This window comes from Gemmobacter caeruleus, from assembly GCF_008271655.1.
In the GTDB taxonomy this organism is placed as follows: Bacteria; Pseudomonadota; Alphaproteobacteria; order Rhodobacterales; family Rhodobacteraceae; genus Gemmobacter; species Gemmobacter caeruleus.
Genome location: NZ_VKKX01000011.1, coordinates 524177 through 545524, shown reverse-complemented (window position 1 = coordinate 545524; position 21348 = coordinate 524177). Strand labels below are relative to the sequence as shown.

The following is a 21348-nucleotide window of genomic DNA, read 5'->3' as shown; positions in this document are numbered from 1 at the left end:
CGGGTCATCCCGGGTTGCGTCACAGGGATATGCGCTGCCGCCCGGGGCCGCAAGCGCCGAGGCTGCCCGTGTCGCCGCTGGCACCGGGCTGCGCTTTGCCGGTGGCGACGATCCAAAAGAAAGGCTACGCTGACAGAACGAGTGATGTTACAACTGTTGGGTGAGTTCATGCCGCGCAGGACGAGGAATACGGGTGGAAATCAGCCCCGGCATCCATCACGCCCGCAGCCCCGACCCGGGGCCGCAGCCGCATGACTGGCTGGCGCTGTCGGATCAGGCGCAGCCGGTGCGCGATGCCGTGCCGCAACATGGCGCCGGCACCGAACCGCTGTCCCGTGGCGCGCTGATCTGCGAGGTGGCCGCCCCCTTCGCGCCGGGCGTGGTGCTGGATCTGCGGCAGGGGGACCGGGTCTTCTCGCTATTCCTTGACCCGACGGCGGGGCTGGAGGCGCTGCTGCGGCGCGAGCGGGTATTGTCGCGCGCCAGCCTGCCCGGCCCGTTGCCCCTGGCCGGCGAGGTGGGGCGCCTGACGCTGGGCTGGAACCGCCCGATGAATCGCTGGGCGCTGCGCTATGAACGGCCCGGGCAAGAACTGCCGCCCCTGACCGCCTCGGGAGAGGGCGATCTGGCGCTGTCGCTCGACGATCTGGATCTGCTCTGCCGTCGCCCGGATCAGGCGCTGCGCAGCCCTGCCCTGCTGTGGTTCGGTGCGACACGCGGCGCGGCCCTGCCGCATTCGGCGCCCTGGATCGGCCAGCGGATGCCCGTCGCCACACCCACCGGGCTGCGCCCCGCCGGGCAGTTGCAGCGCGGCGACATGGTGCTGACGGCTGACGGGCGGGCACGGGCGCTGCGCTCGGTCCGGCAACTCGACCTGCCCAGCCGGGGCTGGCATACGCCGGTGCTGCTGCGCGCGCCCTATTACAGCCCGCAGCGCGACCTGCTGGTCAGCCCCGATCAGAAGATCCTGCTGACCGGCGGCGCGGTGGAATATCTGTTCGACCGGGACGAGGTGCTGGCCGAGGCGCGCCACATGACCGATGGCCGCGCGGCACTGTTCGATTCGCGCCGCCCCATCACGCGGACCGTCTCGCTTGATACCGGCGAGGCCGATCTGATCGCGGGGGATGGCATCGCCTTTCTGGCCGCCGATCACCGGCAAGACCGGCCCCGCCCTGCCCCGCGCCCGGTGCTGCAAAGCTATGAGGCGGTGCCGCTGTTGCGGTTGCTGGGCCGCGCCGGCGCGACAAGGCTGGACTGACGCCGCCGCGCGGTCAGTCGAAGAACGGCGTCATCTGCGCCACGATGACCGAGTTTTCGTCCAGGGCGCGCTGCATCAGGGCGCGTTCCTCGGCCTCGATCTCGTCCCCGGCCGCCTCGCGCTCCTCCAGCGCGCCATAGCCCGACACGTCCAGCGGCGCGAGATCGGCCTGTTTCAGGATGGCCACGGTCTCGCGCACGGCCTCGGCCTCGTCCACGCCGCTGGCATAGATCATCAGCGCGGCGCCCGTCGCCTTGTCGGGCAGGCCGTCGCCGGCCTTGCGCCCAACCTCGACCACCAGCGTATAGACCTGCTGGCGGCGCCGGGTCTTGCCCGGTTCGGCCGTGTTTTCGGGATGGGTTTCGTCCGTCGCCATGCGCGCCTCCGCTGTCTGCCCCTTTAATGCCCAAGCGCGGGTCAGAAGCCAAGCCCCGCCAGTGCGGCATCCAGGGGCGCCCGTTCGGTCAGGCGCAGCCGCACCGGCAGGGTCAGCACGCGGGGGCGAAAGGCCGCCGGCAGGCGCACCGCATCCTTTTCGGTGGTCACCAGCTGGGCGCCAAGCGCCAGGGCCTCGGCCTCCAGCCGGGCCAGCAAGGCCGGCGACAGCGGCTGGTGATCGTCCAGCGCCTCGGCGCGCACCAGTTCGGCGCCCAGCTCGCGCAGCGTGGCAAAGAATTTCTCGGGATGCCCGATGCCGGCAAAGGCCAGCACCCTTTCGCCCTGCCAGCCCATGCCGGTGGGCAGCGGCTCCAGCCGGCCGCGCAGGCGGGGCAGCGACACGGGCCACTGCGCATCGAATGCCGCTTGCGCCGCAGGGGCGCCGATCGACAGCAGCAGGTCGGCCCGAGCCAGCCCCGCCGCCACCGGCTCCCGCAGGGGGCCGGCGGGCAGGCACAGGCCATTGCCAAAGCCGCGCGCCGCATCGACCACGACGATGGACAGATCCTTGACCACGGCAGGATTCTGGAATCCGTCATCCAGCAGGATGACCTTCGCCCCCGCGGCCTCGGCCGCGCGCACCCCGGCGGCGCGGTCGCGCGCGACCCAAGTGGGTGCGAAGGCCGCCAGCAACAGCGGCTCGTCCCCCACCTCGGCGGCCAGATGGCGCGGCAGCACCCGCACCGGGCCTGCCAGCGTGCCGCCATGGCCCCGGCTGACGACATGCACCCCCGGCAGCCTTTCGATCAGCGCGATGGCGGTCGGCGTCTTGCCGGTGCCGCCCACATTCAGATTGCCGATGCAGATCACCGGCACCTGCGCGCGATAGCCCGGCCGGGCCACCCGCCGCGCCGTGGCAGCGGCATAAAGCGCCCCCAGCGGCGCCAGCAGGCGGGCCAAGGGCGTGGGGTCGGGCTGATACCAGAAATCGGGCGCGCGCATCATTCCTCCCCCAGCATGCGGCGGATCAGACTGTGGGCGCGCTGCGTCACCTCCACCCCTTCCGAGGCCACGCCCCAGGCCGCCTGCGCCAGCCGCGCCGCCCGGTCGGGCGACAGAAGTTCGGCCAAGGCCTCGGACAGATCGCCGCCCGAGGCGACCGAACGCGCGGCCCGCGCGGCCCCCAGCCGGCCAAAGACGGTGCCATAGGCCCCCGGTCGCGGCCCATGGATCAGCGAGGCGCCAAGCGCCGCCGCCTCCATCGGGTTGCGCAGACAGCCGGTGCCCGCGAGCGACCCGCCCAGAAAGGCGATCGGCGCCAGACGATACCACAACCCCATCTCCGAGGCATCGGCGACAAAGACCTCGGTCTCGGTCTCGGGTTCCTCGTCCAGGCTGCGCTGCGCGACGCGCCAGCCCTCTTCGTTCTCCATCCGGGTGACCAGATGCGGGATGCGGGCGGGGTCTTCCGGCACCAGGATCAGCAAGAGCCGATGCGCCAGCCGCAGCGCGGCGCGATGCGCCTCGATCACCGCGTTTTCCTCGGCCTGCGGCACGCTGACAGCCAGCCAGACCGGCCGCGCCGCCATGCCTTCGGCCAGCGATTCACGCTCGGCCTCGCTGGCGGGCAGCACGGCCGAGGGCTGTTCCATCCGCCCGCTCAGGACAAGATTGGGCGCGCCGGCCTTGCGCAGCGCCCGGACCGAGGGTTCGTCCAGCGCCAGCACCTCTTGCATGGGCGCCAGCGCCGCACGGATCAGCCCCGGATACCAGCCTTCACGCCCCTCGGGCAATGCGGGCTTGCGCGCCTCGACCATGCCCATGGGCAGGCGGCGCTCGGCGGCCAAAGTCACCAGCGTCGGCCGCAGCTCGCCCCCCGAAAACAGGATCGCGTCAGGGTGCCAGTGATCGAGAAAGGCGCGCGCCTCGTCAAGAAAATCACCCGGCGGCGGTTGCCAGATCACGCCTTCGGGCAGATCCGGCGCTGCCGGTGCGGTCAACAGCACGGGATGGCCGTCCTCCTCGCGCAGATGGCGGGCCAGTTCGACCAGCGATCCGGCCTGTTCGGCCTCGGGCGCATGCAGCCAGACCAGCCGCCCGGCCGGACGCGCAGGCCAGCCGGCCAGGGCCGCCCCCGCGACGCGGCGCCGGGTCGCCAGCTGATAGAGCGACAGGCCGATGGGCGACATGGATCAGGCGCGGGTCAAGCGGCGCTCAGGCGCCCAGTTCCTCGGTCGCGGAACCCGCCTGCCCTTCGTCGCGCAGGCGGTGGATATGGGCGATGAAATAGCGCATATGCGCATCGTCCACGGTGCGCTGTGCCTCGGCCTTCCAGGCGTTGAAGGCGCTTTGATAATTCGGGAACATGCCGACGATGTGGATTTTCGCCACATCCTTGAACACGTTCTGCGTCGGGCTGACCAATTCGCCGCCAAAGACGAGGTGAAGGCGCTGCACCATGGGAAAACTCCGTTTCTTGCTGGCGCGACGCTAGCGGAACTGCGCGGAAAGGAAAAGCCGCGACCCCGCCGCAAGGGGCCGAAATCGCGCCCTCGCCCCGATTCAGCCCAGAATTTCAGCCTGATGTTCGCCGAGCTTCGGCGCAGGCCGGTCGAGCGCCAGCTCGGCCCCGGAAAAGGTAAAGGGCGCGCGCACGCCGGGAATGCCGTCCGGGGCGATCTGCATCCCCCGCGCCACGATCTGCGGATCGGCAAAGACCTCGGCCAGATCGTTGATCGGGCCGGCGGGCACGCCTGCGCCTTCGCAGGCGGCCAGAAGATCGGCCTTGGCAAAGCGCAGCGTCGCCGCGGTCAACAGCGCGGTCAGCTCAGTCCGATGCGCGATGCGGTCGGCATTGGTCAGAAAACGCGGGTCGTCCGCCAGCGCCGCCTCGCCCAGCAGGGCGCAGAGCTTGCGATACTGGCTGTCATTGCCGGTGGCGAGGATGATCCAGCCATCGGCGCAATCGAACACCGCATAGGGCGCGAGGTTGGGATGGGCATTGCCCATCTTGCGCGGCGCGGTGCCGGTGGTGAGATAGTTCATCGACTGGTTCGCCATGATCGCGGTCGCGACATCCATCAGCGCCATGTCGATCTGCTGGCCCGCGCCGGTGACGCCGCGCTGCACCAGCGCCGCCAGAATGGCGGTGGCGGCATAGATTCCGGTGAAGACATCCGTCACCGCCACGCCCACCTTTTGCGGCTGGCCCTCGGGCTCGCCCGTCACGCTCATCAACCCGGCCATGCCCTGAATGATGAAGTCATAGCCGGCGCGATGCGCATAAGGCCCGGTCTGGCCAAAGCCGGTGATGGAGCAGTAGATCAGCCGTGGATTGACCGCGCGCAGGCTTTCATAATCCAGCCCGTATTTCGCAAGGCCGCCCACCTTGAAATTCTCGATCACCACATCGGCATCCGCCACCAGCCGGCGCACGGTTTCCTGCCCCTCGGGCGTGCGGAAATCGCAGGTGATGCCGCGCTTGCCGCGATTGGTGGCGTGGAAATAGGCCGCCGCGCGGTCGCCGTCGCGGTCGATGAAGGGGGGGCCCCAGCGGCGGGTATCGTCGCCTTCGGGGGCCTCGACCTTGATCACATCGGCGCCCAGATCGGCCAATGTCTGCCCCGCCCAGGGCCCGGCCAGAATGCGGGCAAGCTCGATGACGCGGATACCTTGCAGCGGGGCCGACATGTTACTTCGCCAGCTCCGCGTCGAGCAGCGCCTTCAGGTCTTCGTAGGACATGTTGGAATGCTTGGTGCCGTTGATGAACAGCGTGGGCGTCCCGTCAACCTGATCGGCCTCCATGTCCTTCTGGAACTTGGCGATCATCGCCTCGACGAATTTCTGGTCCTTCATGCAGGCATCCAGTTGGTCGTTCGACAGGCCCGCCGTGCGGCCGATGGTCTTGAGGTTTTCCACCACCACGGTCGGATCGTCCGAGGCCGCCCATTCCTGCTGTTTCTCGAACAGGATGCCGTTGATCCCGAAATACCGCATGTCGCCGCCGCAGCGCGCGACGATGGCGGCCCACAGGCCGTAACGGTCGAAATAGACCTCGCGATAGACGAACTTCACCTTGCCGGTATCGACATATTCCGCCTTGAAGGGCTTGAACACCGCCTCGTGGAAATGCGCGCAATGCGGGCAGGTATAGGATGCGTATTCGGTCAGCGTGACCTTGGCATCGGGGTTGCCCAGCACCAGTTCGGGCACCTCGACCGGCGCATCGGTGGCGGGCGCCTCGGCCGCGGGGGCTTCGGTCGCGGGGGCCGGCGTCGTGGCGGTGGCCTCGCCCTCGGCCCAGGCCGGCAGGCCCATGGCGGTGGCAAGGGCGGTGCCCCCGGCCAGAACCATCACATCACGACGAGTCAGTTTGATCATATCGGCCTCTCAGAATCTGCGGCGAGTTAAGATATTCTGCGCAAGGGTTTCAAGCGCCTTGCGCAACCCCTCGTCCTGCACGCCATCGGCGGTATCGCGCGCGCGGGCGACGATTTCGGGCGGGGGGGGCGGTTTTTCGGCCTTGGGGGCGGGGGCGAATTGCGCCTGCCCCTCGGCAAAGCCCATGGGCGCGGTCTGGGTCAGCACCACGCGGCCAATGGCGGCATAGCCATAGCAGGCATTCACCCTTTCGCGGATGCGCGGCAACTGCATCTGCACCATGGGCGCATCGGTCGGCTTGACCAGCAGGGTGAGCGTGGCGCCGAAGGCCCCCTTGGCATAGCCGACCTTCACCGGCCGGGTGGTGCGGGCCAGATCGGCGCCGACCACATCGGGCCAATGCGTCAGCAGCCGGGTCACGGCAAAGCCCCGGCTTTCGCCGGCATTGCGGATCCGGTCCTTGAGCAGGCCCGAGGCCGCCTCGAAGCCGCGCATGCGCCGGCCCTTGGCGGACCAGCGCGGACGGTCTTCGGAGGACGGATCTTCGGCGGCCATGCAAGCTCCCTTTCGGGGTATCCTAGCGGGCGCGGCCGGGCCAGACCAGCCGCGCGCCCATAAAGATTGCGTGACGCGTCAGCGCCGCTTGCGCACCACCTTGCGCTTGGCGATCGCCGCGCGGGCCGGCTTGCGCGGGCCGCCCCGGCCCTTGAAGCCGCCGGGTTTGCCACGCGGGCCAGGCATCGCGCCGCCCTCGATCTCCAGCAGTTCCAGCGTCAGCCCGCCGGTGACCGGAATGGCCTCGGCCAGCCGCACGGTGACCCGCGCCCCTGCCCCGATCACCATGCCGGTATCGGCGCCGGTCAGCGTCTGATGATCGGCGTCATAATAATAGAACTCGCGCCCCACCTCGCGGATGGGCACCAGCCCGTCGGCGCCGGTCTCGTCCAGCTTGACGAACAGGCCGAATTTCTGAACCCCCGACACCCGCCCGGTGAAGGTCTGCCCCACCCGATCCGACAGGTAAGACGCCAGATATCGGTCGATCGTGTCCCGCTCCGCCGCCATCGACCGCCGCTCGCTGTCGGAGATCTGCTTGGCGGTGTCGTCGAGATTCTCGATATCCCAGAGGCTGAGCCCATCCGGCCCCCAGCCGTGGCCCGCGATCAGCGCCCGATGCACGATCAGGTCGGAATAGCGCCGGATCGGCGAGGTGAAATGCGCGTAGTTGCGCAGGGCCAGCCCGAAATGGCCAAAATTCTGCGGGCTGTAATAGGCCTGCGTCATCGACCGCAGCGTGGTGATGTTGATCAGCTCATCCTGATCGCTGCCCTGCGCCTGCGCCAGCAGCCGGTTCAGGTGCTCGGTCTTCAGGACCTGCCCCTTGGCCAGAGTAAAGCCCGACGCCTCGGCCACCTCGCGCAGCGCCTCCAGCCGTTCGGGGCTGGGCTCCTCATGCACGCGGAACAGCAGCGGGCGTTTCAGGCGGACCAGTTCTTCGGCGGCGCAGACATTGGCCAGCACCATCGCCTCTTCGATCAGCTTGTGCGCGTCGAACCTTTCGCGAAAGGCGACCGACAGCACCTTGCCCTCATCCGACAGGATGATCTTGCGTTCCGGCAGTTCCAGATCCAGCGGCTGCCGCACCGCGCGGGCCTGTTTCAGCGCCGCATAGGCCGCGTAAAGCGGGCGGATCACCGGATCCATCAGCGGCTCCAGCTTCGGCTCCACCGCGCCGTCGATGGCGGCCTGCACCTGCCCGTAATGCAGCGACCCGCGCGACCGCATCAGGCCCCGGGTAAAGCGGTGGCCGATCTTGTTGCCCCGCGCGTCGATGCGGATCGCCACCGCCATGCAGGCGCGATCCACGCCTTCATGCAGCGAACACAGATCGCCCGACAGCACATCGGGCAACATCGGCACCACGCGGTCGGGGAAATAGGTGGAATTGCCGCGCCGCCGCGCCTCGCGGTCCAGCGCGGAACCGGGGGTGACGTAATGCGCCACATCGGCAATCGCGACCCAAAGGATGAACCCGCCCGGATTGCCCGGATCGGTATCGGGCAGCGCCAGCACCGCATCGTCGCGGTCGCGGGCATCGACGGGGTCGATGGTCACCAGATCCAGATGGCGCAGATCCTCGCGTTCGCCCAACGGGGCGGGTTCGGCGCGGTCGGCCTCGGCCAGCACCGCCTCGGGGAACTGGTCGGGAATGCCGTGCTGGTGAATGGCGATCAGGCTGACCGCCTTTGGCCCCGACGGGTCGCCCAGCCGCGCCACGATGCGCGCCGTGGGCAGGCCCATGCGCTTGGGCCCGGTCTGTTCGGCCTCGACCAGCTCGCCATCCTCGGCCTCCAGCGTCAGGCCGGCGGGCACCCGCCATTCCTTGTCGGCGCCCTTGTCGATGGGCAGGATCCGCCCGCCTTCGTGGCTGGCGCGGAACACCCCCAGCACATGAATGGCCGAGGTGCCCAGCTTGCGGATCAGCCGGCCCTGATAGCCGTCTTCGGTCTTGTCCAGCCGCGCCAGGATACGGTCGCCGGCGCCAAGCGCGGGATCGCCCTTTTTCGGCACCAGCTGGATGCGCGGCGCGTCCTCACCCGTCCATTCGTTCGGCAAGGCCCAGAGATCGCCCGAGGCATCGGGCGCCAGCACCCGCAGGATCGACACCGGCGGCAGTGCGCCCGCCTCGTGAAAGCGGCGCTTGCGCTTTTCGATGCCGCCCTCCTGCTCCAGCTCCTTGAGCAGGCGCTTCAACTCGATCCGCGCGGGGCCGCCCTTGATGCCAAAGGCCTTGGCGATATCGCGCTTGGAGGCGAGGGTCGGGTTGTCGGTGATCCACTGGCGGATCTGGTCTTTGCTGGGCAATTGGTCCATGCCCCTGCCTATCACGCGCCCCGCCCACCCGAAAGCGCCTTTCGGCGTGGAAATGCCCGCGCCGGGAATGCCCGCTTTCCGCCCCGCGCGGATGCCGCTAGACTGGTGCCAGAGCAGAACCAGACCATGCCGCAAAGGGCAGATTGATGCGCATTTCCAGACCGTTCCTTTCCCTCGCGCTTGTGGCCGCCCTCTCCGCCTGCGTCGGCGGCGGCAGCACCGTCTCGCAATCAGGACATAACCCGACCGTGATCAAATATGGCCGCGACCAGAACCCCGATCCCGCCAAGGTCGCCGGGCTGAATGCCTGGATCGAGGCCTTCCGCCCCCGCGCGCTGGCCAATGGCATTGCCCCCGCCACCTTTGACGCGGCCTTTCGCGAAGTGGTCTATAACCCGACGGTGATCCAGCGGTCGCAGAACCAGGCCGAATTCACGAAATCGCTCTGGGAATATCTGGAAACCACGACCTCGGACAAACGGGTCGCCACGGGGCGCGCGATGCTGGCGCAATATGCCGGCCCGCTGGCGCAGATCGAGGCGACCTATGGCGTGGACAAGGAGGTGGTCGTCGCCGTCTGGGGCATGGAATCGAGCTATGGCGAAAAGCGCGGCGACCTGCCGCTGATCGAGGCGCTGGCGACGCTTTCCTATGACGGGCGGCGGGCCGAATTCTTTCAGGGGCAGTTGCTGGCCGCGCTGAAGATCCTGCAATCGGGCGATACAGACGCCCGCCACATGATCGGCAGCTGGGCCGGCGCCATGGGCCATACCCAGTTCATCCCCACCTCCTACCTTGCCTTTGCGGTGGATTTCACCGGCGACGGCAAGCGCGACATCTGGTCGGACGATCCGACCGACGCGCTGGCCTCTACCGCCGCCTATCTGGCGCGGTCGGGCTGGCAACAGGGCCAGCCCTGGGGGATGGAAGTGACCCTGCCGCCGGGATTTGGCGCCGCCGTCTCGGGCAAGAGCGCGAAGCGCGCCGGCGCCGACTGGCGCGCCATGGGCATCACCCGGGCCGACGGGCGGCCGGTGCCGGATGGCCAGGCGGCGCTGCTGCTGCCCTCGGGCGTGAAGGGCGCGGCCTTCCTGATCTATCGCAACTTCCACGCGATCGAGCGCTATAATCAGGCCGACAGCTATGTGATCGGCGTGGGGCATCTGTCCGACCGGCTGAAGGGCGGCGGGCCGCTGCGCACCCCCTGGCCCGCCGGCGACGCCACGCTGCGCCTGGCCGAACGGGTGGAATTGCAGGAACGCCTGACCCGGATGGGCTATGACACCGGCGGCACCGATGGCAATGTCGGCCCCAAGACCTATGCTGCGGTCAAGGCGTTCCAGTCCTCGCGCGGTCTGGTGCCGGACGGCTATCCCGACCGCGAGTTGCTCGATCTGTTGCGCCGGTCCTGATCGTTGCAGGGGGGCTGTCTGCCCCCCACGCGCCTGGCGGCGCTCCCCCCGAGGATATTTTTGAACAGATGAAGGCTCATGGCGCTTTGTCAGCCTTGCCCGGGTGATAGCAGGGGACTTGATGGGTGAGCTTGAGCGGCGAAGCCCCGCAGGCAGCGTCAGGGGCGGCGCTGGCCCCTCTCGCCTTTTGCGCGCGATCGCTTATCTTGGGTCGGCCCTGCCCTAGCCGGATCCCGCCCGTGACCGACCTGCCTGCCCTGTTGCTTTCCTGGTATGACCGCCATCACCGCGTGATGCCCTGGCGCATCGCGCCAGCCGACCGGGCCGAGGGCGCGCGGCCCGATCCTTATCGTGTCTGGCTGTCCGAGGTCATGCTGCAACAGACCACGGTCGCCACGGTGCGCGACTATTTCCGCCGCTTCACCGCCCGCTGGCCAGAGGTCGGCGATCTGGCGGCGGCGGCGGATGCCGAGGTCATGGCCGAATGGGCGGGCCTGGGTTATTACGCCCGGGCGCGCAACCTGCTCAAATGCGCGCGCGCCGTGGTGGCGGAGCATGGCGGGCAATTTCCGGCGGATGAGCCGGGCCTGCGCGCGCTGCCCGGCATCGGCCCCTATACCGCGGCGGCCGTCGCGGCGATCGCCTTTGACCGCCCCGCCACGGTCGTCGATGGCAATGTGGAGCGGGTGATCACCCGGCTGCGGCGGATCGAGACGCCGCTGCCCGCCGCCCGCCCGCAGATCGCGGCCGCGGCGGCGCAGCTGACCCCCGCCCTGCGCCCCGGCGATTACGCGCAGGCGATGATGGATCTGGGGGCCACGATCTGCACGCCGCGCAACCCGGCCTGCGGGCTGTGCCCCTGGTCGGGCGCCTGCGCGGCACGGGCGGCGGGCGATGCGGCCAGTTTTCCGCGCAAGGCGCCGCGCGCCGAAAAGCCGCTGCGCCGCGGCCCGATCTGGATCGCCCGCCGCCCCGATGGCGCGGTGCTGCTGGAACAGCGGCCGCCGCGCGGCCTGTTGGGGGGGATGCCGGGCTTTCCCACCTCGGGCTGGGATGGCAGCGACCTGCCGCCCCCCGCCCCGGCCGACTGGGCCGAGGCCGGTATCGCACGCCACACCTTTACCCATTTCCATCTGGAATTGACCGTCCTTGTCGCCACGATCGGCACGCCGCCGCAGCGCGGGGCCTTTGTCGCAGCCGACAACTTCTCCCCCGCGGCGCTACCGACCGTGATGCGCAAGGCCTGGGCCGCCGCGACGACGCGCGCAGTTGAGTGAGGGCGCGCGCGCCCCTACACTCCGCCCCGACCCGGACCGGAGGACAGAATGCCCGAGATCGCCACCTTTCGCCGCGCCATGCCCTTCTGGCTGTCGCTGGGGCTTGTGCCGCTTGCGGTGATCGGGGTCACGCTGGGCGGCTGGACGGTGATCCTGATGCCGGCCTATGCTTGGACGCTGGTGACCTTGCTTGACCTGCTGCTGGGCCGCAACGAGGAAAACCCCGACCCGCAGACCGATGAGGAAGACCTGTTCTGGTATCGGCTGGTCACGCTGATCTGGCTGCCCTTGCAGGCGCTGATCATCTATGGCGCGATCTGGTGGATCACCCGCAGCGGCCATCTGAACGCCGTCGAAATCGTGGCGCTGATGTTCGGGATCGGCGTCGCCTCGGGCACGATCGGCATCGTCTACGCGCACGAGCTTTTGCACCAACGCAACAATCTGGAACGCTGGCTGGGCGATTTGCTGCTCTCGACTGTCCTTTACAGTCATTTCCGCACCGAACACCTGCTGGTGCATCACGTCCATGTCGGCACACCGCGCGACGCGGTGACCGCGCGTTATAACGAGGGGTTCCACCGCTTTTTCTGGCGCGTGCTGCGCGCCTGCCCGGCCTCGGCCTGGGCGGCGGAGCGGGCAAAGCTGGCTCGGGCGGGGCGGCCGGTCTGGCACCGCTCCAACCCGTTCTGGCGCTATGGCGCGCTTCAGGTGCTGGCGCTGCTGCTGGCCTATGCGGTCGGCGGCTGGATGGGGATCGGGCTGTTCGTGCTTCAGGCCTTCTTTGCCGTCTGGCAGCTGGAGCTGACCAATTACATCGAACATTACGGCCTGACCCGCCGCCGGCTGGACAACGGCAAATACGAACCCGTCCGCCCGCATCACAGCTGGAACGCGCCGCATCGGGCCTCGAACTGGCTGCTGATCAACCTGCAACTCCATTCCGACCACCATTACAAACCCGACCGGCGCTTTCCGCTGCTTCAGACCTATTCCGAGGAGGAGGCGCCGATGTTGCCCTTGGGCTATCCGGCCATGGGGGTGCTGGCGATGATCCCGCCGCTGTGGCGCCGGCGGATGAACCCGCGCGTGCGGGCCTGGCGGCGGAAATATTACCCCGACATCACCGACTGGTCGGCGGGCTGATCGCCGCTCGCCCGACTCGGGCAGGCAGGCTATGCTTTCGGCATGGCCATCCGGCCCTATAGGAGGACACACAGATGCGTTGCCTGCCCGTTCTTGCTGTCGCCTTCACTTTGCTTGCCGCCCCCGCCCTGGCCTTTCAATGCCCGATGGATATGGCGGCCATCGACGCGGCACTTGCCGCCAACCCGACCCTGAGCGCCGAACAACTGGCCGAGGTGACCGCCTTGCGCGCCGAAGGCGAAAGCCTGCATGCCGCCGGCGATCACGATGGTTCGGTGGCGGCTCTGGCCAAGGCAAAGGCCATTCTCGGCCTCTAGCCGCTGCGGCACCCGTCACGAAAAAGCCCCGCCATGCAAGCATGGCGGGGAGGTGTGCCCCCGGCGGAACCGGGGCACAGGCGTAAGCGTATCTGCGGGGAACGGGGCGTCAGTGGCGCTGACGCTCGTCGGCCTCCATCTCGGCGCGGATCTGCTGGCGCAGGATGTCGATCGGGATCAGCTTGCCATCCCTCTTGAAGTGCCAGTAGGTCCAGCCATTGCAGGAGGGCGCGCCTTCATAGGCGGCGCCGACCTGGTGGATCGAGCCCTTGATGTCATTGCCGACCAGCGTGCCATCGGCGCGCACCTTGGCCTTGAAACGGTTGCCGGTGGAGAACAGCTCCTCGCCCGGGCGCAGCATGCCGCGTTCGACGACCTGGCCGAAGGGCACCCGCGGCTCGGCGCGTTTGCTGCCGGTGATCTCCAGCGCGCTTGCGTCGAATTTCCGTATCTTTGCAATACGTTCCGAGGCGACCTTACGGTAAGCTTCCTCACGCTCCAGCCCGATGAAATCGCGGCCCAGCATCTTGGCCACCGCGCCCGTCGTGCCGGTGCCAAAGAACGGGTCCAGCACCACATCGCCCGGATTGGTCGTGGCGATCAGGATGCGGTGCAGCAGGCTTTCGGGTTTCTGCGTCGGATGGGCCTTGTCGCCATTGTCATCCTTCAGCCGCTCATGCCCGGTGCAGATCGGCAGAACCCAGTCGCTGCGCATCTGCACACCGTCATTCAGCGCCTTCAGCGCCTCATAGTTGAAGGTATATTTCGCGCCCTCGTCCCGGCTGGCCCAGATCAGCGTCTCATGCGCATTGGTCAGGCGTTTGCCACGGAAATTCGGCATCGGGTTCGACTTGCGCCAGACCACGTCATTCAACATCCAGTAGCCGGCATCCTGCATAGCCGCGCCGACACGGAAGATGTTGTGGTAGCTGCCAATCACCCAGATCGCGCCATTGGGCTTGAGCAGCCGCCGCGCGGCCCTGAGCCAGTCACGGGTGAACTGGTCATAGGCCGAAAAGCTGGAGAACTGGTCCCAGTGGTCATCGACCGCATCGACCTTGCTGTTGTCAGGCCGATGCAATTCGCCCTTCAACTGAAGGTTATAGGGCGGGTCGGCGAAGATCAGATCCACACTGCCGGCGGGCAGACCATTCATCAACTCGATACAGTCACCGGCAAGGATCTGGTTCAGCGGAAGGGACATGCCCCCCGCAGCGGATTTCCGTGTCGTCATTACTGCCTCTGCTTTCGGCCTCTTTGTGCCGATTTCTTGTGTCCCAAGATGAGTCAGAGGCGATTCGCAGTCAAATTCTTTTTTGAATCAACCACTTACAGAAACATCTTGATACAAGATATTGTGGACAGGCCGAAACGAACGCCTATGGTGAGGGGTCACCCCAAGATTTAGAAGCGCGGCCAGATGATCCTGTGTCGGGTAGCCTGCGTTCTTTTCCCAGCCATAGCCGGGGTGCTGTTGCGCCAAATCCACCATGATGCGATCGCGCATCACCTTGGCCACGATCGAGGCCGCGGCGATGGACAGGCTTTTCGCGTCGCCCTTCACCACCGCTCGCGCCGGGCAGGGCAGCGACGCGGGCAGGCGATTGCCATCGACCAGCACGAAACCCGGTGCGACCGGCAGCCCCGCCACCGCGCGTTCCATCGCCAGATGGCTGGCGCGCAGGATGTTCAGGCGGTCGATCTCCTCGACCGAGGCATGGGCGACACTGACCTGCGCGGTGGCGAGGATCTCGGCACACAGCCTTTCGCGGGTTGCGGCCGACAGCGCCTTGCTGTCGCCGATGCCGGCAGGGATGCGCGCCGGGTCAAGGATCACCGCCGCCGCCGTCACCGGGCCACAAAGCGGGCCGCGCCCGACCTCGTCCACCCCCGCGACGGGGCCGAGGCCCTGCGCAAGCGCTTCCTGTTCCAGACTGTCATCGGTGGCGGGGCGGGGGATGCGGCGTGTCATGCCCCATTCTGCCGCCGCGCCGGGGCGAAGAAAAGCCCGCTCAGCGCGCGGCGCAGGTGCCCGCCAGCGGCCCGCCGATCTGCATCCGGCACACCCGTGCCTCGGACGCGCCCGGCATCGAGGACAGGATCAGCCCCACCAACAGGCAAAGCGCCCCCGTCATGCCAAGCGCAAAGCGCAGCCGCGCCACGCGGGGGGTTGGCCGGAATGCCTGTTCGGGGGATTGCCGCATCTGCCTGCTCCTGTTCCGGCCGGATCGCGGTCCGGCCTGTTCTGGGATCCTTGGTCGGGGATCGTGGCAAAAGCCTGTGTCGCGGCGGTGACGCCACGCAATAACCGGGGCTTGTTATCGGATAACCGTCCCTATCCCCCCGGTATGATATTGAATTGCCAAGCCGCATTGCCCATCCTCAGCCCAACCCAAACCCGCGAGGGAATCCGCCGATGCGCCTCAGACCGATCCTTGCCGCCGCCGCGCTTGTCTGCCTTGCCGGGGCCGCACAGGCCGAGTGCTATGCCGATTACAAGGCCAAGCGCGACAATCCGCTGCGGCTCCATTACGGTGTTGCGCAGGTTTCCGCCTGCAACAAGAAGGCGGCCAAGGCCGAACTGGCCCCGCGCCTTGCGGCCGGCGGCTGGAAGTTGTTGAACGTCATCTCCACCTTCGGCCCCGAGGGCCTGAATGAAAGGCAATCGAGTGCCGGAGACTACTTCCTCCGTTTCTGACAGCCTGCGCGCGGGCAATCGCACCGTGACCTTTGGGGTCGCGGCGGTGGTGGTCATTCTGGCCGCCGCGGCGACCTTCCTGTTTCTGGCGCTGCCCGATGCCAATGCCTTCAACGCGCGCGTCGAACAGCTTTTCGTCGCCGATGACGCGCTGAAGACCTTTACCGAGATCCGGCTGCTGGAAATCATCGCGCAATCGGGCACCACCTTTCAGGAGGTGCTGGCCAGCTATCGCATGGTGATCTTTGTGCTGCTGGTGTTTTCGGCGGCGCTGCTGGTGGCCTGCCTCGTGTTCCTGCTGACCATCGTCACGCTGAACCGCCGCATCTCGGCCATTCAGCGCTCGGGGATCACCGTGTCATCGCTGATGATCAGCCGCGAGGCGCGGGCGGTCTATATCAACGATCTGGAATTCCAGTTGACCGAGGCCGCCATCGAGACGCTGTCGGTGCTGGCCGAGGCGCGGATGGATGACGAGGTGCTGAACGGCGCGCAGATCGAGGCCGTGATCTCCGGCCGGTCCGAGGCCGATTGCGAGGAAGCCGCCGGCGCGACCCGGGTCAAGCGCCTGCGCGACGCGCTTGGCAATCAACTGGTGTCGGAACTGCTGGTCAAGACGATTGCCCGTCGCGGCTATGTGCTGTCGGTGGAAAAGGACACGATCCGCATGCTGTGACGCCGGGCGCGGGCGCCCTGCCCCTTGCGCGCCGCGCCGGCCTCTGGCACCCCTCGGGCAGTGACCGAGGACTGCCGATGGACCCGACAACCGACCCGCTTGAACCGATCCGTGTCTGGCTGGACCCCGGCCTTGCCACCGCGCAGGACTGGCTGACCTCGCCTGCCGCATTGTCGCAATTCGCCCTGCTGCTGGCGGCGCTGCTGCTGGCGCGGCTTTTGGCGGCGCGGCTGTCGGGCTGGCTGACCCGGGTGCTGACCCCGGCGGGCGGCAAGGCCGGGCCGCTGGCGCAAGGCCGGCGCGGGCTGATCCGGTTGATGCCGCTGCTGCTGCCGCTGCTGGCCTTCGTCCTGACCGCGGCGGGCGAGGAACTGACGCGCAGCCTGTTCGGTTCCGGCGCGGTCATCGCCCTTGGCAAACGCGCCTTCCTGCTGCTGGCGGCGCATATCTTCGTGCATCGCGTGTTGACCGACCCCTTCCTGCGCTTTCTCGGACGGTTCGTGCTGATCCCGCTGGCGCTGCTGCATGTGTTGGGGGTGCTAGACGATCTGTCGGCCAGCCTGGATGCCACGGTGATTTCGCTGGGCAGTATCCGGTTTTCGGCGCTGGCGCTGGTGCGCGGGCTGATTGCCGGGGCGCTGTTGTTCTGGCTGGGCGGCTGGTCAAACCGGCAAAGCGCCGATTACATCCGCAAGCAACCCGACCTGCGCCCCGCCACCCGCGAACTGGCGATGAAGGCCGCCGAGGTCGCGATCTATGGCGCGGCCTTCCTGCTGCTGATGTCGATCATGGGCATCGACCTGACTGCCGTCGCGGTGCTGGGCGGCGCACTTGGCGTGGGCATCGGGCTGGGCCTGCAACAGATCGCGGCCAATTTCGTCTCGGGCATCATCCTGCTGGTCGAGGGGCAGACCACGGTCGGCGATTATGTCGAACTGGATGGCGGCGAACAGGGCACCATCGTCAAGATGACCGCCCGCGCCTGCATTCTGGAAACCTTTGACGGCAAGTGGATCGTGGTTCCGAATGAGGATTTCATCACCACCCGCGTCGTCAACTATTCCGATCAGGGCAGCGCCAACCGCTATGAGGCGGCGTTTTCGGTCAGCTATGACACCGATATCAACCGCGTGCCCGACATCATCGAAACCGCCGTTGCCGCCCTGCCCTTCGTGCTGAAAGCGCCCGATGGCCCCGATTGCGAATTGCGCGGCTTTGGCGAAAGCAGCGTGGATTTCGCGGTGGAATATTGGGTGAACGGCATCGACGACGGCAAGAACAGGTTCGGAAGCCCGGTCCTGTTCGCGATCTGGAACGCGCTGAAAGAGGCCGGGATCGAAATGCCCTATCCACATCGCGTGGTGGAGATCAAGGGGCAGCGCCCGTGACCGCATGGGTGATCGGCGCGGGGCCTGCCGGCCTGATGGCGGCCGAGGAGCTGGCCGATGCCGGCCTGCCGGTCGTGCTGGCCGAGGCCAAGCCCTCGCCCGCGCGCAAGCTGCTGATGGCGGGGAAATCCGGCCTGAACGTCACCCGGGACGAGCCGCTGGCGGATTTTGCCGCGCGCTATGATGTCGATTGGCTGGCGCCGATGTTGGCCGATTTTGGCCCCGATCAGGTCCGCGCCTTTTGCGAGGGGCTGGGCCAGCCGGTCTTTGCCGGATCGTCGGGCCGGGTCTTTCCGGTGGCGATGAAGGGCTCGCCGCTGTTGCGGGCCTGGCTGGCGCGGCTGGCGGAAAAGGGGGTGGCGCTGCGCACCCGTTGGCGCTGGACCGGGTTTGACGGCGCCGCGCTGACCTTCGACACGCCCGAGGGACGGCAGGCCGTGTCGCCCGCCGTCACCGTGCTGGCCCTGGGCGGCGCCAGTTGGCCGCGCCTTGGCTCGGATGCCGCTTGGCTGCCCTGGCTGCGCGAAAAGGGCGTGACCATCACCGATTTCGCCCCGGCCAATATGGGCTTTCAGATGAACTGGTCGCCGCATATGGCGCGACATTTCGGCCAGCCGGTCAAGGGCGCGGCGCTGATTGCCGGCCCCCGGCGCGAGCGCGGCGAATTCGTGATCTCCGAACGGGGCCTCGAGGGCGGCGGCATCTATACCGTCAGCCGCGACTTGCGGCTGGGGGCGCCGCTGGCGCTCGACCTGTTTCCCGATCTCGATCTGGCGGCGCTGCGCGCCCGTATCGCCCGGCTGAAACCCGGCGACAGCGCGGCGAACCGGCTGCGCAAGCTGGGCCTTGGCCCGGCGGCGCTGGCGCTGGTGCAGGAACTCGCCCGCCCGCTCCCCGCCGATCTGGCGCCGCTGCTCAAGCACCTGCCGGTGCCGCATCACGGCCCCCGCCCGCTGGAGGAGGCCATTTCCTCCGCCGGCGGCATCGCCCGCGCCAGCCTGACCGCGGATCTGGAACTGCGCGCCCTCCCAGGCATCTTTGCCGCCGGCGAGATGCTGGACTGGGAGGCGCCGACCGGCGGCTATCTGCTGACCGCAAGCTGGGCCACCGGGCTGCATGCCGGCCGCGCGGCGGCGCGGGCCTATAGCGCGCGCATCCAGAACTGAAGCGGCTTTTTCGTCTCGGCGGTTTCGCCGATGTCGCGCCAGGAAAATTCCGCCATCACGCCGGGCAGCACCTCATAGCCCCGCTTGCGCCAGAAGGCATCGTTGCCGCGATAGACCGACGGCTTCAGCGGATGCCCCTCGGGCCGCGTCACGCTGCAAAAGGCGACATGGCTGCGGCCAAGCGCGCGGGCGTGATCCTCGCGCGCGTCAAAGAAGCGATGCCCGATGCCCTGCCCCCGATATTCGGCCAGCAGCACGGATTCGGCGCAATAGAAGATACGCTCCAACGCGATGCCCTGCCCGGCAAAGGGCGCGGCGAATTCGCTGGCGTGATCTTCCATCGGCGTGCCGGTCGCCGCCCCCACCAGGCGCGGCCCGTCAAAGGCCCCCACCAGAATGGCGCCCGGACTGTCACGATAGGTTTGCAGATAGGCCCGCTCATAATCCAGCGAGCCATCATAGAGATAAGGCCAGTCGCGGAAGACGGCGATGCGCAGCCGCGCCACATCGTCCAGCGCGGCATCCAGCGCATCGCCCGTCAGAACCCGCGTGGCGATCATGCCGAAACCTGCGCGACCCAGTCATTCAGGTTGTAGAAGGTGGTCACCCGGGCGATCTTGCCGTCGCGCAGGTCAAAGAACGCCCCCGCCGGCAGGACATAACGCTGACAGCGGGCCTCGGGCAGACCGGGATCGGTCTTCAGATATTCGCCATGCACGACAAATTCGGCGGCGCCGCGGGTCGCATCCTCGTTCACGAAGATCACCATGTCGGCCAGCCGCTCGCGATAGCTCACGCCCATATGCGAACAGAATTCGGCGAACAGCTCCTTGCCGCGCCGGATGGCGCCCTCGTTCACGCGATGCTCGATATCATCGGTCAGACAGGCCAGCATGCCGGCGGCATCCCCGGCATTGAAGGCGGCGTAATAGGATTCGAGCGTGGCACGGCTCATCTTCGGCTCTCCTGCGGGATCATGCCGCGCCATCCTACGCAAATAGGGCGCGCCGCCAAGGCCCGGGCAGACCCTTGGCGGCGCGATTGCGACCTCAGACCAGCGCGCGGCGCAGGGTCTCGGCCATGGGCGTGGTCGGCCGGCCGATCAGACGCGACAGCGTGCGGCTGTCATCGAACAGCGCCCCCTCGCCCGCACGGGCATCGGCATCGGCCAGAATGGCGGCGAAACCGGCAGGCAGGCCGAAACCCTCCAGTGCCTTGGCATAATCGGCCTCGGGCAAATTGACATAGGCGACCGGCTTGCCGCTTTGCGCCGCCAGTTCCGCGGCCATCTCGGCCTGGTCATGCGCGGTATCGCCCGCCAATTCATAGGTCTGGCCGGCATGGGCAGCATCCAGCGCGACCACGGCGATCGCCTCGGCATAATCGGCCCGCGCGGCCGAGGCGATGCGCCCCGCCCCGCTGGACCCGATCATTGCGCCATGTTCCAGCACCGCCGGCAGGGCGCCGGTATAATTCTCGGTATACCAGCCGTTGCGCAGCAGGGTCACCGCAAGGCCCGATTGCGCCAGCGCCTGTTCCGTCGCAATATGATCTGCCGCCAGCAACAGCGGCGAGGCATCGCCCTTGAGGATCGAGGTATAGACGATCCGCCCCACGCCCGCCGCCCTGGCCGCCGCGATGACACGGCCATGCTGCCCGGCGCGATCGTTGAAATCGTTGGAGGAAATCAGCACCAGCACCTCCACCCCGGCCAGCGCGGCAGCATCCGGCGCGGCATAGTCGAAGACGCGCACCGGCACGCCCAGATCGGCGGCCCGGGCCGGGTCGCGCGCCAGCGCGATCGGCAACGCCCCCCGCGCCTTCAATGCGGCAATGGCAAGGCGGCCCAGTTGGCCGGTGGCTCCGGTCACGGCGATGGTCATGGCAAAGCTCCTGTGGATCATGGTCTGACCTCAATCTGGGGGCTTTACTTACGAAAAGGAAGTGCCTACATTTTTGTAAGTATACCGCAGAGCCGCACATGACCCCGTCAGACAATGCACAAAAGACCCTGTCGCAGCTCAGCCCCGATGTGCTGGCCGCCGAATGCCCCTCGCGCCAGATCCTCGCGCATCTGACAAGCCGCTGGGGCACGCTGGTCATGCTGGTGCTGCTTTCGGGCACACACCGCTTCTCGGCGCTGCGCCGGCGCATCGGCGGGGTCAGCGAACGCATGCTGGCCCAGACCCTGCAACAGCTGGAGGCCGACGGCCTTGTCACCCGCCGCGTGCATGACGTGGTGCCGCCGCATGTGGATTACAGCCTGACCGACCTGGGGCACGAGGCCGGCACCCATCTGGCGGCCCTGACCGGCTGGATCGAAGACAACCTGCCCCGCATCCTCGCCCGGGGGCAAGATCGCGCCGCCTGACGG

24 protein-coding genes are annotated in these 21348 nt (G+C 67.9%); 10 read left to right on the top strand and 14 right to left on the bottom strand.

What is annotated here, in order from left to right:
• Window positions 1-193: 193 nt before the first annotated feature.
• On the top strand, window positions 194-1261 hold the full coding sequence (locus FOA17_RS05280; protein WP_149140409.1) for a Hint domain-containing protein: 1068 nt from the start codon (window positions 194-196) through the stop codon (window positions 1259-1261).
• Window positions 1262-1274: 13 nt separating this feature from the next.
• Here the strand turns inward: FOA17_RS05280 and FOA17_RS05275 are convergent, their stop codons facing one another.
• The 8 genes from FOA17_RS05275 to rnr all read right to left on the bottom strand — a co-directional run bounded on the left by FOA17_RS05275 (window position 1275) and on the right by rnr (window position 8894).
• A complete protein-coding gene (locus FOA17_RS05275; protein ID WP_149140408.1) occupies window positions 1275-1637 on the bottom strand; it encodes a hypothetical protein in 363 nt (120 codons plus the stop codon).
• 41 nt (window positions 1638-1678) lie between these two features.
• Window positions 1679-2641, bottom strand: a complete 963-nt coding sequence (gene lpxK, locus FOA17_RS05270; RefSeq protein WP_149140407.1) for a tetraacyldisaccharide 4'-kinase — start codon at window positions 2639-2641, stop codon at window positions 1679-1681.
• Window positions 2641-3828 (bottom strand): 3-deoxy-D-manno-octulosonic acid transferase, encoded by a 1188-nt coding sequence (locus FOA17_RS05265; protein ID WP_149140406.1) that lies wholly within the window; start codon window positions 3826-3828, stop codon window positions 2641-2643. The genes lpxK and FOA17_RS05265 overlap by 1 nt, the downstream gene beginning before the upstream one ends.
• 25 nt (window positions 3829-3853) lie before the next feature.
• Entirely contained in the window at window positions 3854-4099 is a 246-nt protein-coding gene (locus tag FOA17_RS05260; RefSeq protein ID WP_149140405.1) for a DUF4170 domain-containing protein, read from the bottom strand.
• 102 nt (window positions 4100-4201) lie between these two features.
• Complete coding sequence (locus FOA17_RS05255; RefSeq protein WP_149140404.1) at window positions 4202-5329, bottom strand: CaiB/BaiF CoA transferase family protein; 1128 nt, start codon at window positions 5327-5329, stop codon at window positions 4202-4204.
• Window position 5330: 1 nt separating this feature from the next.
• Window positions 5331-6020 (bottom strand): DsbA family protein, encoded by a 690-nt coding sequence (locus FOA17_RS05250; RefSeq protein WP_238991723.1) that lies wholly within the window; start codon window positions 6018-6020, stop codon window positions 5331-5333.
• A gap of 9 nt (window positions 6021-6029) precedes the next feature.
• The gene (locus tag FOA17_RS05245) at window positions 6030-6575 is read right to left on the bottom strand and encodes a DUF721 domain-containing protein (RefSeq protein WP_238991722.1); all 546 of its coding nucleotides are present in this window, start codon (window positions 6573-6575) and stop codon (window positions 6030-6032) included.
• 78 nt (window positions 6576-6653) lie between these two features.
• Window positions 6654-8894, bottom strand: coding sequence for a ribonuclease R (gene rnr / locus FOA17_RS05240; protein WP_149140403.1), 2241 nt, complete (start codon window positions 8892-8894; stop codon window positions 6654-6656).
• Between the two features lie 146 nt (window positions 8895-9040).
• On the opposite strand from rnr, the gene FOA17_RS05235 reads away from it, so the two are divergent.
• The 4 genes from FOA17_RS05235 to FOA17_RS05220 all read left to right on the top strand — a co-directional run bounded on the left by FOA17_RS05235 (window position 9041) and on the right by FOA17_RS05220 (window position 13046).
• The gene (locus FOA17_RS05235; protein WP_149140402.1) at window positions 9041-10306 is read left to right on the top strand and encodes a lytic murein transglycosylase; all 1266 of its coding nucleotides are present in this window, start codon (window positions 9041-9043) and stop codon (window positions 10304-10306) included.
• Window positions 10307-10536: 230 nt separating this feature from the next.
• The gene (mutY, locus tag FOA17_RS05230) at window positions 10537-11583 is read left to right on the top strand and encodes an A/G-specific adenine glycosylase (protein ID WP_420841685.1); all 1047 of its coding nucleotides are present in this window, start codon (window positions 10537-10539) and stop codon (window positions 11581-11583) included.
• Between the two features lie 48 nt (window positions 11584-11631).
• A complete protein-coding gene (locus FOA17_RS05225) occupies window positions 11632-12729 on the top strand; it encodes an alkane 1-monooxygenase (RefSeq protein ID WP_149140401.1) in 1098 nt (365 codons plus the stop codon).
• A 74-nt stretch (window positions 12730-12803) separates the two neighbouring features.
• A complete protein-coding gene (locus FOA17_RS05220) occupies window positions 12804-13046 on the top strand; it encodes a hypothetical protein (protein ID WP_149140400.1) in 243 nt (80 codons plus the stop codon).
• A 109-nt stretch (window positions 13047-13155) separates the two neighbouring features.
• Here the strand turns inward: FOA17_RS05220 and FOA17_RS05215 are convergent, their stop codons facing one another.
• The 3 genes from FOA17_RS05215 to FOA17_RS05205 all read right to left on the bottom strand — a co-directional run bounded on the left by FOA17_RS05215 (window position 13156) and on the right by FOA17_RS05205 (window position 15250).
• Entirely contained in the window at window positions 13156-14280 is a 1125-nt protein-coding gene (locus tag FOA17_RS05215) for a site-specific DNA-methyltransferase (protein WP_149140399.1), read from the bottom strand.
• Between the two features lie 87 nt (window positions 14281-14367).
• Window positions 14368-15018 (bottom strand): ribonuclease HII, encoded by a 651-nt coding sequence (locus tag FOA17_RS05210; RefSeq protein WP_149140398.1) that lies wholly within the window; start codon window positions 15016-15018, stop codon window positions 14368-14370.
• A 40-nt stretch (window positions 15019-15058) separates the two neighbouring features.
• Window positions 15059-15250 (bottom strand): hypothetical protein, encoded by a 192-nt coding sequence (locus FOA17_RS05205; RefSeq protein ID WP_149140397.1) that lies wholly within the window; start codon window positions 15248-15250, stop codon window positions 15059-15061.
• A 212-nt stretch (window positions 15251-15462) separates the two neighbouring features.
• Between FOA17_RS05205 and FOA17_RS05200 the strand changes: the two genes are divergently transcribed.
• From FOA17_RS05200 to FOA17_RS05185, 4 genes are all read left to right on the top strand, one after another.
• Window positions 15463-15744 carry a hypothetical protein gene (locus tag FOA17_RS05200; RefSeq protein WP_149140396.1) on the top strand — a complete coding sequence of 94 codons (282 nt, stop codon included), beginning with the start codon at window positions 15463-15465 and terminating at the stop codon, window positions 15742-15744.
• A complete protein-coding gene (locus FOA17_RS05195) occupies window positions 15716-16420 on the top strand; it encodes a response regulator transcription factor (RefSeq protein WP_149140645.1) in 705 nt (234 codons plus the stop codon). The genes FOA17_RS05200 and FOA17_RS05195 overlap by 29 nt, the downstream gene beginning before the upstream one ends.
• Before the next feature lie 77 nt (window positions 16421-16497).
• Window positions 16498-17808, top strand: a complete 1311-nt coding sequence (locus tag FOA17_RS05190) for a mechanosensitive ion channel family protein (RefSeq protein ID WP_149140395.1) — start codon at window positions 16498-16500, stop codon at window positions 17806-17808.
• Window positions 17805-18974 carry a TIGR03862 family flavoprotein gene (locus FOA17_RS05185; protein WP_149140394.1) on the top strand — a complete coding sequence of 390 codons (1170 nt, stop codon included), beginning with the start codon at window positions 17805-17807 and terminating at the stop codon, window positions 18972-18974. Before FOA17_RS05190 ends, FOA17_RS05185 begins: the two co-directional genes overlap by 4 nt.
• Here FOA17_RS05185 and FOA17_RS05180 read toward each other — a convergent pair.
• From FOA17_RS05180 to FOA17_RS05170, 3 genes are all read right to left on the bottom strand, one after another.
• Complete coding sequence (locus FOA17_RS05180; protein WP_149140393.1) at window positions 18950-19534, bottom strand: GNAT family N-acetyltransferase; 585 nt, start codon at window positions 19532-19534, stop codon at window positions 18950-18952. The genes FOA17_RS05185 and FOA17_RS05180 overlap by 25 nt on opposite strands.
• The gene (locus FOA17_RS05175) at window positions 19531-19929 is read right to left on the bottom strand and encodes a ketosteroid isomerase-related protein (protein ID WP_149140392.1); all 399 of its coding nucleotides are present in this window, start codon (window positions 19927-19929) and stop codon (window positions 19531-19533) included. Before FOA17_RS05175 ends, FOA17_RS05180 begins: the two co-directional genes overlap by 4 nt.
• Window positions 19930-20023: 94 nt before the next feature.
• Entirely contained in the window at window positions 20024-20857 is an 834-nt protein-coding gene (locus tag FOA17_RS05170; RefSeq protein ID WP_149140391.1) for an NAD(P)H-binding protein, read from the bottom strand.
• Window positions 20858-20955: 98 nt separating this feature from the next.
• On the opposite strand from FOA17_RS05170, the gene FOA17_RS05165 reads away from it, so the two are divergent.
• Complete coding sequence (locus tag FOA17_RS05165; RefSeq protein WP_149140390.1) at window positions 20956-21345, top strand: winged helix-turn-helix transcriptional regulator; 390 nt, start codon at window positions 20956-20958, stop codon at window positions 21343-21345.
• Window positions 21346-21348: the final 3 nt, after the last annotated feature.

Bases quoted from the DNA above. Each gene is read 5' to 3' on its own strand.
- FOA17_RS05275 (WP_149140408.1), bottom strand. From the start codon at position 1,637: ATGGCGACGGACGAAACCCATCCCGAAAACACGGCCGAACCGGGCAAG.
- lpxK (WP_149140407.1), bottom strand. From the start codon at position 2,641: ATGCGCGCGCCCGATTTCTGGTATCAGCCCGACCCCACGCCCTTGGCC.
- FOA17_RS05265 (WP_149140406.1), bottom strand. From the start codon at position 3,828: ATGTCGCCCATCGGCCTGTCGCTCTATCAGCTGGCGACCCGGCGCCGC.
- FOA17_RS05260 (WP_149140405.1), bottom strand. From the start codon at position 4,099: ATGGTGCAGCGCCTTCACCTCGTCTTTGGCGGCGAATTGGTCAGCCCG.
- FOA17_RS05255 (WP_149140404.1), bottom strand. From the start codon at position 5,329: ATGTCGGCCCCGCTGCAAGGTATCCGCGTCATCGAGCTTGCCCGCATT.
- FOA17_RS05250 (WP_238991723.1), bottom strand. From the start codon at position 6,020: ATGATCAAACTGACTCGTCGTGATGTGATGGTTCTGGCCGGGGGCACC.
- FOA17_RS05245 (WP_238991722.1), bottom strand. From the start codon at position 6,575: ATGGCCGCCGAAGATCCGTCCTCCGAAGACCGTCCGCGCTGGTCCGCC.
- rnr (WP_149140403.1), bottom strand. From the start codon at position 8,894: ATGGACCAATTGCCCAGCAAAGACCAGATCCGCCAGTGGATCACCGAC.
- FOA17_RS05235 (WP_149140402.1), top strand. From the start codon at position 9,041: ATGCGCATTTCCAGACCGTTCCTTTCCCTCGCGCTTGTGGCCGCCCTC.
- FOA17_RS05225 (WP_149140401.1), top strand. From the start codon at position 11,632: ATGCCCGAGATCGCCACCTTTCGCCGCGCCATGCCCTTCTGGCTGTCG.
- FOA17_RS05220 (WP_149140400.1), top strand. From the start codon at position 12,804: ATGCGTTGCCTGCCCGTTCTTGCTGTCGCCTTCACTTTGCTTGCCGCC.
- FOA17_RS05215 (WP_149140399.1), bottom strand. From the start codon at position 14,280: ATGACGACACGGAAATCCGCTGCGGGGGGCATGTCCCTTCCGCTGAAC.
- FOA17_RS05210 (WP_149140398.1), bottom strand. From the start codon at position 15,018: ATGACACGCCGCATCCCCCGCCCCGCCACCGATGACAGTCTGGAACAG.
- FOA17_RS05205 (WP_149140397.1), bottom strand. From the start codon at position 15,250: ATGCGGCAATCCCCCGAACAGGCATTCCGGCCAACCCCCCGCGTGGCG.
- FOA17_RS05200 (WP_149140396.1), top strand. From the start codon at position 15,463: ATGCGCCTCAGACCGATCCTTGCCGCCGCCGCGCTTGTCTGCCTTGCC.
- FOA17_RS05190 (WP_149140395.1), top strand. From the start codon at position 16,498: ATGGACCCGACAACCGACCCGCTTGAACCGATCCGTGTCTGGCTGGAC.
- FOA17_RS05180 (WP_149140393.1), bottom strand. From the start codon at position 19,534: ATGATCGCCACGCGGGTTCTGACGGGCGATGCGCTGGATGCCGCGCTG.
- FOA17_RS05175 (WP_149140392.1), bottom strand. From the start codon at position 19,929: ATGAGCCGTGCCACGCTCGAATCCTATTACGCCGCCTTCAATGCCGGG.
- FOA17_RS05170 (WP_149140391.1), bottom strand. From the start codon at position 20,857: ATGACCATCGCCGTGACCGGAGCCACCGGCCAACTGGGCCGCCTTGCC.
- FOA17_RS05165 (WP_149140390.1), top strand. From the start codon at position 20,956: ATGACCCCGTCAGACAATGCACAAAAGACCCTGTCGCAGCTCAGCCCC.